At 72.6% G+C, this 14,879-nt stretch carries 19 protein-coding genes; 10 read left to right on the forward strand and 9 right to left on the reverse strand.

Going from position 1 to position 14,879, the window contains the following annotated elements; genetic code table 11:
- Positions 1-18 precede the first annotated feature (18 nt).
- The 3 genes from AB0C12_RS31610 to AB0C12_RS31620 are packed head-to-tail and all read right to left on the reverse strand — an operon-like array spanning position 19 to position 2,542.
- A complete protein-coding gene (locus AB0C12_RS31610) occupies positions 19-195 on the reverse strand; it encodes a hypothetical protein (RefSeq protein WP_360553513.1) in 177 nt (58 codons plus the stop codon).
- A gap of 4 nt (positions 196-199) precedes the next feature.
- On the reverse strand, positions 200-919 hold the full coding sequence (locus AB0C12_RS31615) for a hypothetical protein (RefSeq protein WP_360553514.1): 720 nt from the start codon (positions 917-919) through the stop codon (positions 200-202).
- A gap of 60 nt (positions 920-979) precedes the next feature.
- The gene (locus AB0C12_RS31620) at positions 980-2,542 is read right to left on the reverse strand and encodes a GGDEF domain-containing protein (RefSeq protein WP_360553515.1); all 1,563 of its coding nucleotides are present in this window, start codon (positions 2,540-2,542) and stop codon (positions 980-982) included.
- Between the two features lie 169 nt (positions 2,543-2,711).
- Here AB0C12_RS31620 and AB0C12_RS31625 point away from each other — a divergent pair, with 169 nt between their 5' ends.
- Both AB0C12_RS31625 and AB0C12_RS31630 read left to right on the forward strand, forming a co-directional pair.
- Entirely contained in the window at positions 2,712-3,449 is a 738-nt protein-coding gene (locus AB0C12_RS31625) for a VOC family protein (RefSeq protein WP_360553516.1), read from the forward strand.
- 159 nt (positions 3,450-3,608) lie between these two features.
- Positions 3,609-4,802 (forward strand): right-handed parallel beta-helix repeat-containing protein, encoded by a 1,194-nt coding sequence (locus AB0C12_RS31630; RefSeq protein ID WP_360553517.1) that lies wholly within the window; start codon positions 3,609-3,611, stop codon positions 4,800-4,802.
- A gap of 77 nt (positions 4,803-4,879) precedes the next feature.
- Here the strand turns inward: AB0C12_RS31630 and AB0C12_RS31635 are convergent, their stop codons facing one another.
- The gene (locus AB0C12_RS31635; RefSeq protein ID WP_360553518.1) at positions 4,880-5,293 is read right to left on the reverse strand and encodes a rhodanese-like domain-containing protein; all 414 of its coding nucleotides are present in this window, start codon (positions 5,291-5,293) and stop codon (positions 4,880-4,882) included.
- 144 nt (positions 5,294-5,437) lie between these two features.
- Here AB0C12_RS31635 and AB0C12_RS31640 point away from each other — a divergent pair, with 144 nt between their 5' ends.
- Genes AB0C12_RS31640 through AB0C12_RS31650 form a run of 3 tightly spaced genes read left to right on the forward strand, consistent with a single transcriptional unit; the run spans position 5,438 to position 6,816 of the window.
- Positions 5,438-5,833 (forward strand): metalloregulator ArsR/SmtB family transcription factor, encoded by a 396-nt coding sequence (locus tag AB0C12_RS31640; protein WP_360553519.1) that lies wholly within the window; start codon positions 5,438-5,440, stop codon positions 5,831-5,833.
- The gene (locus tag AB0C12_RS31645) at positions 5,766-6,248 is read left to right on the forward strand and encodes an SRPBCC family protein (RefSeq protein ID WP_360553520.1); all 483 of its coding nucleotides are present in this window, start codon (positions 5,766-5,768) and stop codon (positions 6,246-6,248) included. Before AB0C12_RS31640 ends, AB0C12_RS31645 begins: the two co-directional genes overlap by 68 nt.
- Entirely contained in the window at positions 6,235-6,816 is a 582-nt protein-coding gene (locus AB0C12_RS31650) for a TIGR03086 family metal-binding protein (protein WP_360553521.1), read from the forward strand. The genes AB0C12_RS31645 and AB0C12_RS31650 overlap by 14 nt, the downstream gene beginning before the upstream one ends.
- Here AB0C12_RS31650 and AB0C12_RS31655 read toward each other — a convergent pair.
- Both AB0C12_RS31655 and AB0C12_RS31660 read right to left on the reverse strand, forming a co-directional pair.
- Positions 6,813-7,742 carry a diacylglycerol kinase family protein gene (locus tag AB0C12_RS31655; RefSeq protein ID WP_360553522.1) on the reverse strand — a complete coding sequence of 310 codons (930 nt, stop codon included), beginning with the start codon at positions 7,740-7,742 and terminating at the stop codon, positions 6,813-6,815. The two genes, AB0C12_RS31650 and AB0C12_RS31655, sit on opposite strands and share 4 nt — an antisense overlap.
- Before the next feature lie 150 nt (positions 7,743-7,892).
- Positions 7,893-8,600 carry an alpha/beta hydrolase gene (locus AB0C12_RS31660; RefSeq protein ID WP_360553523.1) on the reverse strand — a complete coding sequence of 236 codons (708 nt, stop codon included), beginning with the start codon at positions 8,598-8,600 and terminating at the stop codon, positions 7,893-7,895.
- Positions 8,601-8,662: 62 nt separating this feature from the next.
- Here AB0C12_RS31660 and AB0C12_RS31665 point away from each other — a divergent pair, with 62 nt between their 5' ends.
- Positions 8,663-9,313, forward strand: coding sequence for a helix-turn-helix domain-containing protein (locus tag AB0C12_RS31665; protein ID WP_360553524.1), 651 nt, complete (start codon positions 8,663-8,665; stop codon positions 9,311-9,313).
- 9 nt (positions 9,314-9,322) lie between these two features.
- Here the strand turns inward: AB0C12_RS31665 and AB0C12_RS31670 are convergent, their stop codons facing one another.
- Positions 9,323-9,448, reverse strand: a complete 126-nt coding sequence (locus AB0C12_RS31670; RefSeq protein WP_360553525.1) for a hypothetical protein — start codon at positions 9,446-9,448, stop codon at positions 9,323-9,325.
- A gap of 238 nt (positions 9,449-9,686) precedes the next feature.
- Between AB0C12_RS31670 and AB0C12_RS31675 the strand changes: the two genes are divergently transcribed.
- The 3 genes from AB0C12_RS31675 to AB0C12_RS31685 are packed head-to-tail and all read left to right on the forward strand — an operon-like array spanning position 9,687 to position 12,102.
- Complete coding sequence (locus AB0C12_RS31675) at positions 9,687-10,205, forward strand: SigE family RNA polymerase sigma factor (RefSeq protein ID WP_360553526.1); 519 nt, start codon at positions 9,687-9,689, stop codon at positions 10,203-10,205.
- Entirely contained in the window at positions 10,202-11,029 is an 828-nt protein-coding gene (locus AB0C12_RS31680) for a hypothetical protein (RefSeq protein ID WP_360553527.1), read from the forward strand. Before AB0C12_RS31675 ends, AB0C12_RS31680 begins: the two co-directional genes overlap by 4 nt.
- Positions 11,026-12,102 carry an amidoligase family protein gene (locus tag AB0C12_RS31685; RefSeq protein WP_360553528.1) on the forward strand — a complete coding sequence of 359 codons (1,077 nt, stop codon included), beginning with the start codon at positions 11,026-11,028 and terminating at the stop codon, positions 12,100-12,102. Before AB0C12_RS31680 ends, AB0C12_RS31685 begins: the two co-directional genes overlap by 4 nt.
- 7 nt (positions 12,103-12,109) lie before the next feature.
- Here the strand turns inward: AB0C12_RS31685 and AB0C12_RS31690 are convergent, their stop codons facing one another.
- On the reverse strand, positions 12,110-13,147 hold the full coding sequence (locus tag AB0C12_RS31690) for a Gfo/Idh/MocA family oxidoreductase (RefSeq protein ID WP_360553529.1): 1,038 nt from the start codon (positions 13,145-13,147) through the stop codon (positions 12,110-12,112).
- A gap of 46 nt (positions 13,148-13,193) precedes the next feature.
- Between AB0C12_RS31690 and AB0C12_RS31695 the strand changes: the two genes are divergently transcribed.
- Positions 13,194-13,961 (forward strand): lipase, encoded by a 768-nt coding sequence (locus AB0C12_RS31695; RefSeq protein WP_360553530.1) that lies wholly within the window; start codon positions 13,194-13,196, stop codon positions 13,959-13,961.
- 96 nt (positions 13,962-14,057) lie between these two features.
- Here AB0C12_RS31695 and AB0C12_RS31700 read toward each other — a convergent pair whose 3' ends face one another.
- Positions 14,058-14,561: a hypothetical protein gene (locus AB0C12_RS31700; RefSeq protein WP_360553531.1), complete on the reverse strand. Its 504-nt coding sequence runs from the start codon at positions 14,559-14,561 to the stop codon at positions 14,058-14,060.
- Positions 14,562-14,879 lie beyond the last annotated feature (318 nt).

Here is a 14,879-nt window from a genome sequence, read left to right on the forward strand (position 1 = left end):
GTCTTCAAACGCCCCGGGTCAGAACGCCAGTACCACCCCGGCGACGAGACTGCCCGCGAGCACCGCGCCGCCGGCCGCCAGCATCGTCGTGGTCAGGCGGCGGTGCAGGACTCCCGAGCCGGACTGCGGCCTGTTCAGGACCAGCCAGGTGGCGGTGGCCAGGATGAGCAGGCCGGCTATCTCCAGCGCGATCATCGGCTCAGTCTGGGCCGGTGGCGGCGCCGCTGTCCCCCGAACCCCGGTGAACGCCCGGTGAATCCCCCGTGCGGGCGCCCTCGGCCAGGGCGAGGGCATGGTCGCGGCCAGGGCAGCGGCGTGGGCCGGCGCCGAAGGCAGCTCCCCCGGCCAGGCCGACCAGGACCACCTCGCCGGCCTCCACCGCCACCCCGCCGACGGTGGCCGCCACGAGGGCCTGACGCCGGGTCGCCCGGACCGGCGGGTCGTCGTGCAGCACCTCGTCGACCGGCCGGTGCCGGGCCCGCTCGATCAGCGTCACGGTCGCGTCGCACGCCTGGGTCAGCACCCCGATCAGCGCCGCGGTCGGTTCGTCGTACTCCCCGCCGAGGATCGTCACCAGCCGATCGACCGCCGCGTCGGCCCGGCCCACATCGCCGGCGCCCGGTTGGTAACCCTGTGCCACGTCGCGGACCAGGTCCGTGACCGGCTCCGTGAGGCCCAGGGCCCGGGCCAGCACGGTTACCGGATGCCCGCCGCCGGTGCTGAGCGTCGAGGGAGGCACGGCGTCCAGGACAGCGACGGCCAGGGCCCGCCGGCGGTCGTGGGCCGGGCCCGAGCTGAACCGGCCGACCGTGGCCCGCAGCCAGGCGATCCCGCTCGCGCCGGGCGGCACTGGGGGCACCACGAAGCGAGGATCGTTCAGAACGGCGACGGCGGCCTCGCGGCCGTTGATCTGTTGCACGCCGACACGGTACGGCGGCAACGGTTCGGTGCCGGCCGAAGTGTGGCGCCGCTCAGCCGGTCAGCCGGTCGGCCCGGGTACGGCGACCGGCTCCCGTACCGGCGCGGCGACGGTCATGACCTGGTCCCGGCCGTGCTCCTTGGCGCGGTAGAGCGCCCGGTCGGCCGCCTCGAGCAGATGCTGGACCGAACCGTCCGGTGAGCTGGCCACCCCGATCGAGGCGGTCAGCGCGATGACGGCGTCACCGACGACGACCGGTGTCTCGCGCAGCCGCCGGCGCACCCGCTCGGCCAGCCGTTCGGCCTCCGCCCCGTCGGTGTCGGTCAGCAGCAGCACGAACTCCTCGCCGCCGTAGCGGGCCACCACGTCACTCGCCCGGGCGGTCGTGGTGATGCGGGCCGCCGCCTCCTGCAGGACCGCGTCGCCGGCCAGGTGGCCGTGGGTGTCGTTGACGAGCTTGAAGTGGTCCAGGTCGACGACCATCAGGCTGACCGGGCGGCCGGCGGGCGCGCCGCGCAACCGGTCGACGATCGCCATGAGGTGGCGGCGGTTGTAGAGGCCGGTCAGGCCGTCGGTCACGGCCAGCCGCCGCTGCTCGGTGACGGCCACGGCGAGCTGCTCGGCCAGACCGGCGCGGTCGGCCGCGAACAGGTACTGGCGCAGCATGACGGTGAGGAACAGGACGGCGACGACGATCAGGGTGAGATCACCGACGGCCCCGGCGCTCACCTTGTCGAACGCGACCAGCGCCGAAGTGGCGGTGACCGAGATGAGGATCGGCATGAGCGGCATACCCCGGTCGAAGGACCGCGGCTCGGCGGGCAGCTCCGGACGCCGTACGGCGACCACCGCGGCCAGGAAGCACAGCGCCGCCGCGATCTCGAAGCCGATGTCGACCCAGCTGCCGCTGTCGTAGTCGCTGAAGGTGGCGATGTAGGTGTAGACGATGTCACTGACCGCGTTGACGGCCCCGGCCGCCCCGACGAGCCGCACCGTCATCGGCACCGACTTGTGCCCGGCCAGCCCGACGATGCCCAGGCAGGCCAGCAGCACCACGTCCAGCAGCGGGTACGCGATGTTGACCGCGTCGGCGAACGCCATCCCCTCGGAGAGCTGCGGCCTGACCAGCATCTGCCAGCCCAGCGCACCCAGGCTCACGATGATCAGCGTGCTGTCCAGCAACCCGCGCAGGTGCCGCAGCCGGCCGGCTCCGCCGAAGCCGACCAGGACCGCCACCACCATGAGCGTCGAGGAGAGCAGGAAACCGATGTCGGCCACCGACGGCGCGGGTGGCCCGTCGGGGGTCAGATAGTCGTAGCCGGCCCAGATGCTCTCGCCCGTGAGCTGGGCCGCGAACGCCACGGTGAGCAGCTGCCACAGCGTGCGGTGCCGGCCCTGTTCCCGGCGGACCGCCACCCCGGCGACGAGCACCCCGGCGATCAGCGGCACGAGATAGAGGATGTCGCCGACGAACATCGCTCCGCGCGGCGAGTCCCGGCAGAGCGCGGTCAGCACGGTGTAGAGGACGAGCCAGGCCACGGTCGCGGCGACCGCGGCGCGCAGCAGGCGGTCAGGCGCACCGCCGCTCGTGCCTACTCCTGGGCGTACCTGCCCAGAGCTCATCCCGCTCACCGTTTCCCGTGCCACGAACCCCGACCTTCTCCGGCACCTTTCGGTCACGCGCGGGCCGAGCTGAGCGGATGAGCCGCACGCCACCGGTGCCGCCACCCGTTAGCTGGACAAGCACGCCGCGACATTGACGATCGCCGTCGCGGACGGGTAATCAGGAACGATGTCCCGACCGACCCTGACCGACGACCTCGCCCGGTACGTGCTGCCGCCGGCCCAGTTCCACGGCCTGAGCCTGCAGGCGCTGGACCCGCCGGCCGTCGCGCGATTCTGGGCCTCGGTGCTCGGCGCGCCGGCGCGCGCGGAAGGCCCCGCGGCGTTCCGCATCGACCCCGGGCCGGGCCGGCCCCGCAACGAGATCGTCCGGGTACGGCGGGTGCGGCGGCTCGCGACCGAGCAGAGCCGGGTGCACCTGGACGTCCGGCTGCCCGGAGCGGACGTCGACCACATCGTCGCGGCGGGCGGCCGGCTGCTGCGCCGGCCGGGCACCGACCCGTGGTACGTGCTGGCCGACCCGGAGGGCAACGAGTTCTGCGCCTTTCCGGCGGTCGACGACCGGCCTCCGGGCATCTTCGAGCTGGTCGTGAAGTGCCGCGACGCCCGGGCCCAGGCCCGCTGGTGGGGTGCGGTGCTGGGCGGCGAGGTGGCGGCCGAGGGCGAGGCCGCGGTGGTCCGGGGCGCGCCCGACTTCCCGTGGGACTTCTTCGTCTTCGATCCGGTGCCGGAGGCCCGCGACGGCGCCAACCGGCTGCACTGGCACGTGGTGCTCCGCGACCGCGACCCGGACGACCTGCTGGCGCTGGGCGCCGGCGTGGTGCGCGCCCCGGACGACGAGAGCGGCCACTGGGTGCTGACCGATCCGGAGGGCAACGAGTTCTGCGCGGTGGCGGAGGGCTCCTGAGGCAGCCGCCCGGCCATCGTTGACAGTCGATCCGGGCGTGGCTAGCCTCGCCAGGAAAGCGCTTACCGGAGCCGGGCGCATCCCGGGGTCCCACCGCGTTCCAGGGCAGCGCGCGGTGGCGGATCCCGCCCGTCTTTCCTCACCCCCCGGAGGTTCCCCGTGCATGCCCGTGACACCGCCGCGCTCGCGGCCGCCGTCGCCCTGGCCGCCGTCGGCGTCACCGTCGGCCCACCGGCCCCCGCGACCGCTGCCGCACCGGCTCCCCTGTTCGTGGCCACCACCGGCAACGACAGCAACGCCGGCGACCAGGCCCACCCGTTGCGCACCATCCAGCGGGCCGTCGACCTGGCCCAGCCCGGCACCGTGATCTCCGTGCGCGGCGGTACGTACGCCCTGACCACCAACATCCAGATCACCCGCAGCGGCACCGCGAGCCAGCCGATCACGCTGACCCGGTACGGCACCGAACGCGTTGTCATCGACGGCGAAGCCCTGCCCAACACGCCCGCCCCGGTCGGCGGCAGCGTCCCCCGGGCCCAGCGCGGCACCGTGCACATGGCGGCCTCGTACTGGCGACTGGCCGGCCTCGAACTGGTCAACGGCCCGTACGGGCTCTACTGCGACGGGTGCAACGGCAACGTCTTCGAACGCCTGTCGACGCACGACAACTACGAGTCCGGTCTGCAGATCCAGGGCGCGTCGAGCGGCAACCTGGTGCTCGATCTGGACAGCTACCTCAACCGGGACCCGCGCAAGAACGGCGAGAGTGCGGACGGCCTGGCGATCAAGGAGGGCAGCGGCACCGGCAACGTGGTGCGCGGCGCCCGGTTGTGGAACAACGTCGACGACGGATTCGACGCCTGGATGTTCACCTCACCGATCACCGTCGAGGGCAGCATCGCGTACGGCAACGGGTTCAACCGGTGGAACTTCCCGAACTTCGCCGGCGACGGCAACGGCTTCAAGATGGGTGGCGGCGATCCCGACCCGGCCGCCGACCACGTGATCCGCAACAGCATGGCGTTCAGCAACGCCGCGCACGGTTTCACCGACAACGGCAACCCGGGGACGTTGATCTTCGACCACGACACCGCGTACGCGAACCCGAAGACCGGCTTCGATGTGGACTCCAGCACCTCCCGGCTCACCGCGAACCTGTCCGTCCGCAACGGCACCGCGGTGGCGCTGGGCCGCTCGACCGGCAGCGGCAACTCGTGGAACCTGAGCTCGGTCCCGGCGCCGGCCAGCACCGACAGCTCGGTGATCACCGGACCGCGGACGGCCACCGGCGCGATCGCGACCTCCGCCTTCCTGCGCCCGGCCAACGGAGCCGACCTGGGCGCCAGGATCTGAGGCCGGCAGCGCCCTGCCCCGCCGCGTCGAGCATCGGCCCGGGTGATGTGCCGGGTGGGGCAGGACGGTGGCGCCACTCAGAGACGGACGTCGGCGGGGCCGTCGGTCATCGGCAGACCGGCGGCCAGCCACGCCTCCACCCCGCCGATCAGATCCGTGGCCCGGCGCAGGCCCACCGCCTGCAGCCCGGCCGCGGCCAGACTGGAGCTGTAGCCCTGCCGGCAGACCACCACGACGGGCCGGTCGTATCCGGTCGCCTCGGGGATCCGGTCCGGCGACGCCGGATCCAGGCGCCATTCCAGCACCGTACGGTCGATCACCAGCGCCCCGGGCAGCTCGCCCTGCACCCGGCGCTGACTTTCGGTGCGGGTGTCGATGAGCAGGGCGCCGGCGGCGACCGCCGCGAGGGTCTGGTGCGGGTCGAGCCGGCGCAGGCCGGCGCGGGCCCGGGTCAGCAGGGCGTCCACTCCCCGCGTCTCGATGATCGTCATTCTCCGATCATTCCCGCGACCCCGAACCGGCGCACGACGGGCTGGACTTTCAACTGATCGGTTGACGCACGGGCCGGCCGCGGTCTACGGTCCTTTTCAACCGATGAGTTGAAACCAGGGCCATGACACAGAAAGCCAGGGGCCGTGACCACAGACACGCTGACCCGGGTGTTCGCCGCCCTCGCCGATCCGACCCGCCGCGACATGGTGGCCCGGCTCGCCGAGGGCGACGCGACCGTGAGCCGGCTGGCCGAGCCGTACCGGATGACGCTGCAGGCGGTCTACAAGCACCTGCGAGTGCTCGAGGACGCCGGGCTGGTCAGCCGGCCGCGCGGGCCGCAGCCCCGGCCGGTGCGGCTCGAGGCCGAGGTCTTCGACCTGATGGACGCCTGGATCGAGCGCTACCGGACCCGCGCCGAGCAGCGTCACCGCCGCCTCGACGCCGTGCTGGCGGCGATGAAAGGAGACGAGCATGACCACGATCACGGAGACATCGATCGAGGCCGACCCGAAGGTGCCGGTGATCCGGCTGAGTCGTGACTTCGAAGCCACACCTGAACAGCTTTTCCGCGCGCACACCGACCCCGAGCTGTTCGCCCGGTGGGTGGGCCCCGACGGCATGACCACCCGGATCGAGCACTGGGACGCCACCAGCGGCGGCAGCTGGCGCTACGTCTCGGTGCGCGACGGCACGGAGTACGGCTTCCACGGCTGCTTCCACGAGGTTCGGGTGGACCGCATCGTGCAGACCTTCACCTACGACGGCGAGCCGGACGGGGTGTCCCTGGGGACGATGTGGTTCGAGGACCTGGGCGGCGGCCGCACGCGGTTGCGCACCCAGTCGCTGGTCGACAGCTTCGAGGCCCGCGACGCGTGGCTGCGCAGCGGCATGGAGGTCGGCCTCGATCAGGGTTACGCGAAGCTGGAGAGGATGATCCACGATGGCGCTGTCTGAGCTCCCCGCCGAGCGGCACCGGCAGATCGCCGGGCTCTTCACCGACCGCGTCCGCGGCACCCGGTCCTGGGAGGTGCCGGCCCCGGTGGAAGGCTGGACCGCCCGCGACGTCGTGCGGCACCTGACCGACTGGTTCCCCGGCTTCCTGGCCGCCGGCGCCGGCATCGACCTGCCCCGCGGCCCCTCGGTGGATGAGGACCCGGTCCGCGCGTGGCAGGTGCACAGCGACGGCGTGCAGGCGGTGCTCGACGATCCGGCGACGGCGCAACGGGAGCTCAGCAACCCGCACATCGGCAACCTGCCGCTGGCCGGCGCGATCGACCAGTTCTACACCTCGGACGTGTTCATGCACACCTGGGACCTGTCCCGGGCCACGGGTCAGGACGACCGGCTGGACCCGGCCTTCTGTGCCGGCCTGCTCGCCGGGATGGAGCAGATGGAAGAGGTCCTGCGCTCCTCCGGCCAGTACGGCGCCCGGGTCGAGGTGCCCGCCGACGCGGACGTCCAGACCCGGCTGATGGGCTTCATCGGCCGCGACCCGTCCTGGCGGAGCGGGGTGACCCCCTAAAGGTCACGTGTGTCGGCCGGGGCCATCAACCGCAACGCGTTGGGGTCCAGGCCGATCCGCAGCGGGGTCCGGCCGGACGGCTCGCCGTCGACCTCGACCCGGGCCGCGCGGTCGGTCTCCACCCACAGTTCGCCGACGGCCAGGAACGGTTCCTCGTCGAGCGTGCGCCGGTGACCGGTCGCCGCGTTGCGGGCGGTCTCCCGCAACAGACCCCACCGCCCGCGGCCACCGACCGGATACGCCACCAGCAGCCGGTCGTCGGCGTGCGCGTCGGCCGTGATCGGCCGCCCGGCGTGGAACCCGCCGTTGGCCACGTAGAGCTGATGGGTCACGAACGTGTGCGCACGCCCGTCGGCGCGCACGACGATCCGCAGTGGACGGTGCCGGGCCAGCAACCCCAGAGCCGTGATCGGGTACGCCGTCCGGCCGATCACCCGCTTCAGCAGCCGCGGCGCCGACAGCATCAGGTCGGCCGACAGGCCCACGCCGACGTGGTTGGTGAACGCGGTCCCACCGGCGAGCCCCAGGTCGACGTCGATGACCTTGCCGTCGGTCAGCGTCGCCACGGCCTCGTCGAGGGACAGCGGCACGCCGACCGTGCGGGCGAAGTTGTTGGTGGTGCCCAGCGGCAGCAGACCCAGGGCGATGTCCCGGTGGGCGAGCAGCCGGGCGGCCGTACTGATGGTGCCGTCGCCGCCGCCGGCGACGAGCAGGTCCGGGCCGCGATCGATGACAGCGGCCAGCGTCGCCTCCAGCTCCCGGGGCCGGTCCACCGGGTACGCGTCCAGCAACGTGAACCCGGCCGCCAGCAGCCGGGTACGGGCGGCGTCGTACAACCGCATGCCCTGCCGGGAGTGGGCGTTGACGACGAGCGCCGCCCGCCGGTCCCGCTTGACTGCCTCGGTGAGCTCCTGCTTGGTCCGCATCCGAGAAGTTTCCCGTACGGGCCGGCCGGGGTGCACGACCGAGGTCCCCGCTCCGACCGGCCGGCCACGAGGTGCTGCGCGATTCCGGCTGAAGTGCAGGTGAACATCGGGCCGGGCGGGCCGCCGGCATGGTGGCCGACCCCGGCTCGCTCAGTCCGGACGCGATGACGGAGCCGGACCCCCGACGAGCCGGGCGGCCAGCTCCCCCGGCCGGCTGAGCGCCACCAGGTGCCCGCCCGGCATGGTCTCCGGCGTGATCCCCAGCCGTTCCCGCGCGACCCGGATCTGGAAGTCGACCGGGAACAGCCGGTCCTGCTGCGCGCTGAGCACCCGAGTCGGCACATCCGGCCACGCCTCGAGCGGCCACGGGTCCCCGAACGGCGTACCCGACTGTCCCGGCTCAGCCGCCATGCCCTCCTCGGCCACCTCCGCCGGCACGTCGTGGAAGAACATCACCCGGGGGTCGAACGGCGCGTCCGGGTCGCGGCCCTCGCGCACGTCGAGCTCGCGCCGAGCCTGCTCCTGGCCGGTGGCCGCCCACCAGTCGCCGCCGGTCTCGCCGGGCGCCGGGATCATGGCGTTGACCAGGACGATCTCCTCGGCGTCGAGACGGTCGCAGGCCAGCGGAGCGCTGAGGCCGCCCATCGACTGGCCCACCAGCACCACGCGCCGACGGCCGCCGGCGGCAGCGACGATGGCGTCCGCGTACTCCCGCAGGCCGGCTCTGTCGTCGGCGGCCGGCAGGTCGACCGCGATCGCCTCGTGGCCACGCCGGCGGAGCTCGGGCAGGAGGCGGTGCCAGTACCAGGCGCTGCCACCGGCCCCGGGGACCAGGACGTACGAACGGGTCGTCGGCATCGGCACTCCGCATCGTGGTTCTGTTTCAGTACCGGTCAGTGCGGTAACGATACTATGGACGCGTGGCCCGGACCTATGACGATCCCTGCGGAGTTGCCCGCGCCCTCGACCTCGTCGGCGACCGGTGGGCCCTGCTGGTGGTCCGGGAGCTGTTGCTGGGCCCGAAACGGTTCGGCGAGCTGCGCCGGGGGCTGCCCGGCGCCGGCCAGAGCATGCTCACCCACCGCCTGGCCGAGCTGGAGCGGGCCGGCGTGCTGCGCCGCCGGCAACTGGGCCCGCCGGCCAGTGCCCAGGTGTACGAGCTGACCGACCGCGGCCTCGACCTCGAACCGGTCCTGCTGGCGCTCGGACGCTGGGGCAGCCGCACCCCGCCGGCCTCCACCGCACCACTGAGCGTGGACGCGCTGGCCCTGGCCATGCGGACGACCTTCGACGCGACTGCGGCCGGCTCGTGGAACGCCCGCTGCGAGCTGCGGCTCGACGGCGACGTGCTGGTGGCGGAGGTCAGCGGGAGCCGGTTCACGCTCACCCGAGGCGTGACTCGAGCGCCGGACGCGGTGCTCGACACGAGCGCGACGGTCTTCCGGGAGCTGATCTTCGGTGCGGGGACCCTGGCCGCCGCTGAGGTTGCGGGGCTGGCCACCGTACGCGGAGACCGGGAGGCCGCCGACCGCCTGCTGACGCTGTTCCCGCGACCCCGGATCAGCGAGTGAGCGGGCGGCTCAGGCGCCGCGGATGAGCCGGTAGGACCGGTGCAGATGCACAGCCCAGACCGCGACGAGTTCGCGGGCTGTGTCGAGGCGGCCCTGCGGCTTGTCGGTGATGCTCCACCGGCTGATGACGACCATGGGCCAAGTCTGGACGCCCCCGGGCGGCACGCCGGGAGCCGACCGGCAGCAGGACGGTTGCAGGCGCGATTCCCGCGGATCGGCCCCGGGGGTGCGGCGCACCTCTAGAGTCGGCGGCGCGGTGCACCGCCATCACCGTGCGTGACCAATTCATCGCCGGCGCGGGGAGCCCAGGATCGTGGGAAAAAGTTCGGATCATGAGTGCACAACCGACCACCCGGCACCCGTCCTAGAGGGTGTGACCTTCGAGCAGTTCGCGGTGGCCCGGCTTCCCAGTCTGCTGCGGTACGCGGTCGTCCTCACCGGCGACCGTGACCTGGCGCAGGATGTCGTCCAGGAGGTGCTGGCCAGAGCGCAGGTCCGGTGGCGTCGGATCAACGTGGCCGACTCCCCCGAGGCCTACGTCCGCCGCATGGTGCTCAACGAGTATCTGTCGTGGCGGCGCAGCTGGGCGGCACGCAATGTGCACGCCGTGGGGGAACGGCTGGTCGACATCGACGACGCGCGGGGCGGGGTACGCGACCACGCCCACGACGTCGTCGAGGCCGACGAGCTGTGGAACCGCCTGGCGACGCTCGGGCGCAAGCAACGGGCGGTGCTCGTGCTGCGCTATTACGAGCAGCTCGACGACGATGCCATCGCCGATCTGATCGGCTGTTCACCGGCGACGGTGCGCAGCCACGCTTCGAGGGCGCTCAAGACGCTCCGGCTCTCGTCGGAGCGACAGCACAGGATCCACGCCGAGGAGAAGTCGTGACCGAGCACGGAGACCAGCTCCGCAACGCCTTTGAGACCCATGAACATCTGGCACCCGACGCGGCCGCGGTCTACAGCCGGGTGCAGGAGCTGTCCCGCTCGTACCAGCGCCGCCGCTGGGGTGTGCAGGCCGCCGGTGGCGCCGTGCTGGGCGTCAGCCTGATCGCGGGGGCGATCAGCCTGCCCGGTCTGCTGCCGGGACAGCAGCAGAAACAGTCCGTCGACGCCGGCGCCGCCGCCACGATGCCGAACATGGCCCCGTCGGCCGCGCCCAGCACCCCGACGCCCGAGGCCGAGCTGGAGAAGCAGTACGACGCCTTCTTCGCCGCGGGCTACGACTACGACGACGCGGTCCGGCTGGCCATCATCTGGCGGTCGAAGGACGACGTCGGCGCGATCAAGGCCGAGGCCGGGCGCCGGTTACTGGCCGGCGAGAAGCTGCCGATCCCGGCCACGCCGGACGACCCCGCGGGCGAGGACCCGATCAGCCCGAGGGAACAGAAGCAGCTGGACGCGTACTTCGCCGCCGGTTACAACTACGACGACGCGGTCAAGCTGGCCAAGCTGTGGAAGCTCGCGGACCCGTTCTCGGCCAAGGTCGAGGGCGGCAAGCGCCTGCTGGCCAAGAAGAAGCTGCCGGTCAAGCCGAGCGCCGTCGCCGAGGCCAAGGAGACGGCCCGGGTGAACAAGTTCTTCGCCGCCGGGTACGACTACGACGACGCGGTGAAGCTGGCCAAGCTGTGGAAGCTGGCCGACCCGTACTCGGCGAAGATCGAAGGCGGCAAGCGGCTGCTGGCCGGCGACTCCCTGCCTTTCAAGCCGTGACCGCCACGCTGCACCGGCGTACGGGATTCGAGATCGAGCTGATGGCCCCGCCGGGCCACAGCCGGCGGACTCTCGCGCGGGACCTGGCCGACCGCTGCGGCGGCCGGGTCCACCCGGTGTGGCATCACGACAGCGAACCGTCCCTGGTCCCGGGCCTGGGCCGGTTCCTGCACCTGACCCAGGGCTTCGAGGTACGCCGGGCCGACGGCTCACCGCTGTGCACGCTGGTGGACGACGTCACCCTGATGGCGGGCCTCGACCCGCGCACCCCCGCGCCGCCGGGCTGGTTCCGCATCCTCAGCGACGACCCCCGCCTGTTGAGCCTGCTCGCCAAGCACAGCGACCCGGGCGGCACGCTGGGGGCCGCTCTGGACGCGACCGCCCAGCTCTGGGGCAGCAAGGTCCACCGGTACGGCGACGTGTACCGGCTGGACGACGTCTCCGGCGCCACCATCGCTCTGGCCGCGCCGCACGGCGGTGAGCGGGAACGCCCGTGCGAGATCGTCACGCCACCGCTGAGCGCCGACCACGGCGCCGCGCTGGAAGAGCTCCTCGGTCCGGCCCGTGAGCTGGGCTTCACCGTCCCGAGCGAGGCCGCCGTGCACCTGCACGTGGACGGCGCGCCGTTCCGGGAGCCGCACGCCCTGGCCAACGTGGTCCGGCTGTTCGCCCACTGGCGCGAGCCGCTGCGGCTGCTGCTGCAGACCAACCCGGCCTGCCGGCGGCTGGCCCCGCTGCCGGAGCCGCTGGTCGAGGCGGTCGCCGGCCTGCCCTCCTCCGACGACCTGCGCAAGGCCGCGGCGGACGGCAAGCTCACCAAGTTCTTCGACGTCAACCTGACCCAGCTGCTCACCGACACCCCGATCCGGGACACGATCGAGATCCGGATCCTGCCCGGCGCCCTGACCGCCGGCGACGTCATGAACCGCGCCGCCCTGGTGGAGCTGTTGCTGGACCGCTGCGTCGACCCGGAGCCGGTGCCCGCTCCCCCGGCCGACCCGGGCGCGGCGGTCGAGGAGCTGCTGCACCTGGCGGCGCGCGTGCTGGCCGATCGGGAGGACGCGCCGCACTGACCGCGGATCAGCCGGCGGCCCAGGGCGGCGGGCTGGTCGTGACGGTACGGCCGGTGTCGGCCGCTTCCTCGATCGCCAGTCCGACCAGGTGGTCCTGAGCGCCCTCGGCCAGCGGATACGGCGGCGGCCCGTCCCCGCGTACCCATGCCGCCGTGGCCTCGATCAGCGCGGCGGTGGCGATCTCGTCATCGTTGAACCGCAGCCCGGCGTACGGGTTGCGGAAGAGCACCTCATCACCCAGCGTGATGTGCCCGGTGTCCGGATCGAGCGCGCCGCGGCCCCGCACCAGCGGCGTCCGCACGATCGTGCGCGGGCCGGCGAGCCGGACGACCTCGTCGTCGCGCAGCTCGCCGTGGCTGCCCCGCACCAGCAGACGCCGGAAGCGCAGCTGGTTGCGGGTCTGGTTGTCGGTGAAGTCGTAGAGGCCGCGGCGGCCGGCCCCGAAGTCGAGCGTGGCGATGGTGGTGGTGGCTGGGCGCGGCTCGGTGGCGCCGGTCCAGCCGGCCCGGTTCAGCGGATCGAGCAGCGGGGCCCGGTGCCGGGTCGCCCGGACGGTGACGGGCTCGCAGCCGGCGCCGAGCAACCCCCGCATCAGCGACACGGCGTGGTAGAGCTGCGTCGACGAAACGTGCACCTGGCTCGGCACGCCGATCAGACCACGGTCCACGACCGCCGCCCGCGCCGCGTGGGTGGGCATGAGCAGATACTGCTCGGCGATCTGCACCAGGCCCGACTCGCCGACGGCGGCCCACAGCTCACGCAGACCCTCGGCGTCGGGGGCGGGCGGCGTCTCGGCAAGCACCGGCACCCCGCGCCGCACAGCGGCGATGATGACGTCCGGATTGACCGTGCGCGGCAGGGCGGTCACCAGGAAATCGGGCCGCGCCGCGGCCAGACACTCGTCCACCGACCCGTACGCCGGGACCGGCAGCCGGCGTGGCGTGCGAACGACCGCGCCCACACAGGACAGACCGTCGAGCCGGGCGGCGAGCCGCCAGTACGCCGCGGCCCGGAAACCCGCCCCGACGACCGCGAACGACGTCACCGGCTGATCCTAGTACGGTGCCCCGGCCGGCGAGTCATGATGAAGAGTGTCTCCTCGCCGCCGCCTGATGCTCGGTGCCGCCCTCGCCGTCCTGCTGGCGGTGCTGGCAACGGTGGGCGTACGCCTGCTCAACCGCGAGGATCCGGTCGCCCGCCCGGATCAGGCCAGGCCCGGACCGGTCCTGCTGGTCCCCGGGTACGGCGGCAGCCGGACCGGCCTGTCGCAGCTGGCGGCCCGGCTGCGCGCCGAGGGCCGCACCGCCACGGTGCTGACCCTGCCCGGCGACGGCACCGGCGACCTGCTCGTCCAGGCCGGCACGGTCGACGCCGCCGTGCGCGCCGCCCTCGACGAAGGGGCGCCCTCGGTCGACGTCGTCGGTTACTCAGCTGGTGGCGTCGCCGTCAAACTGTGGGTGGACCGGCACCGCAGCGCCGACTCGGCCCGGCGGATCGTCACCCTCGGCTCGCCCCTGCACGGCACCCGGATCGCCGGTGCCGGCTCCGCACTGGCCCCCGGCTCCTGCCCGGCGGCGTGCCGCCAGCTCGCCCCCGGCAGCGCACTGCTCGACGACCTCGACGAGGAGCCGGTGCCCGACGGCCTGCCGTGGCTGTCGCTCTGGACGACCAACGACGAGACCGTGCAACCACCCGACTCGGCCCGCCTGGACGGCGCCACCAACCTGGCGGTGCAGACGCTGTGCCCGGACGCCCGCATCTCGCACAGCGCGCTGCCCACCGACCCGATCATCACCGCCCTGGTGCTGACCGCCCTCGGCACGACCCCCTGGTCGGCGCCCGCAACCTGTCCCGACTAGCGCCGGAGGACGGGCCCGGGGCGCGAACCGCCTGATGTCAGCGAAGCTGTCGCGAAGCCCTGAGCGCCCGTCGTCGGGCCGCCGATTACATCGACGTCAGCATGAACAGCGAGCCACTGCCGTCGCGTCGAGCTGGGCGTCGTTGGCGAAGGTCTGCCATCCCACGATAAGTGACCAGCGAAATCCGCTCGCTCCGGACCACGTGCTCATTACCCACACGTGGGTTACTCCGTCCGGAAGCCGGGGCGCGGCGACCGGCACTGGCGCTCCCGGCCGCATGAGGAGGTCGTTGACCTCAAACGGGGCGGTGCTGGCCAGGCCCGGGACAATGACAAACAGGTGACGTTCAACCCCGACCGGACGCATCAACTTTGTCAAGTTGTCCGGCCTCGATGGGCACGCGGCCCAGTCGCCGACCCATTCGCTCAGCGCGTCACCGGAGGTTGGTACACATCCGCCCGTGCGTTCTGCCGGTATTTCGGGCGTGACGTAAATACTGCCTGGAAAGTCGGTACGGCTCTGGTGGGCGTGCAGGATGCCCATGCTCGCGGCGAGCTCGGCGATGGCGCTGTCGCCGTCCAGCGCGTCACGCCGCGACATGGAGTCAAGCTGTTCAAGCGCACCCAGCAGCGCCGGAAGCTCCGCCCTCAAGGTCCTAACACCGGCTGCAGGCTTAACACCCACGGACCATCCCCCGGCGATGCTCGGTTCGATCCATCGTCCGCCCGGCCGATCCAGAGCCCTCCAGAACTCGATTGTCTTCTGGTCAGCGGCAGCGGTTACCTCCAGTGCAGCAAACGTACGACCGCCCGGAAGGCTCAAGTCGAGGTCATGAGCACGCAATATGTTCTCGTACCAGGAGGCGACTCAATCGGCGGGTGCGAGGTAGCGATCCGTTCCGCAGCAGCAGCAGGCAAC

Origin of the sequence: Actinoplanes sp. NPDC048967, from assembly GCF_040649415.1 — a bacterium.
GTDB lineage: Bacteria > Actinomycetota > Actinomycetes > Mycobacteriales > Micromonosporaceae > Actinoplanes.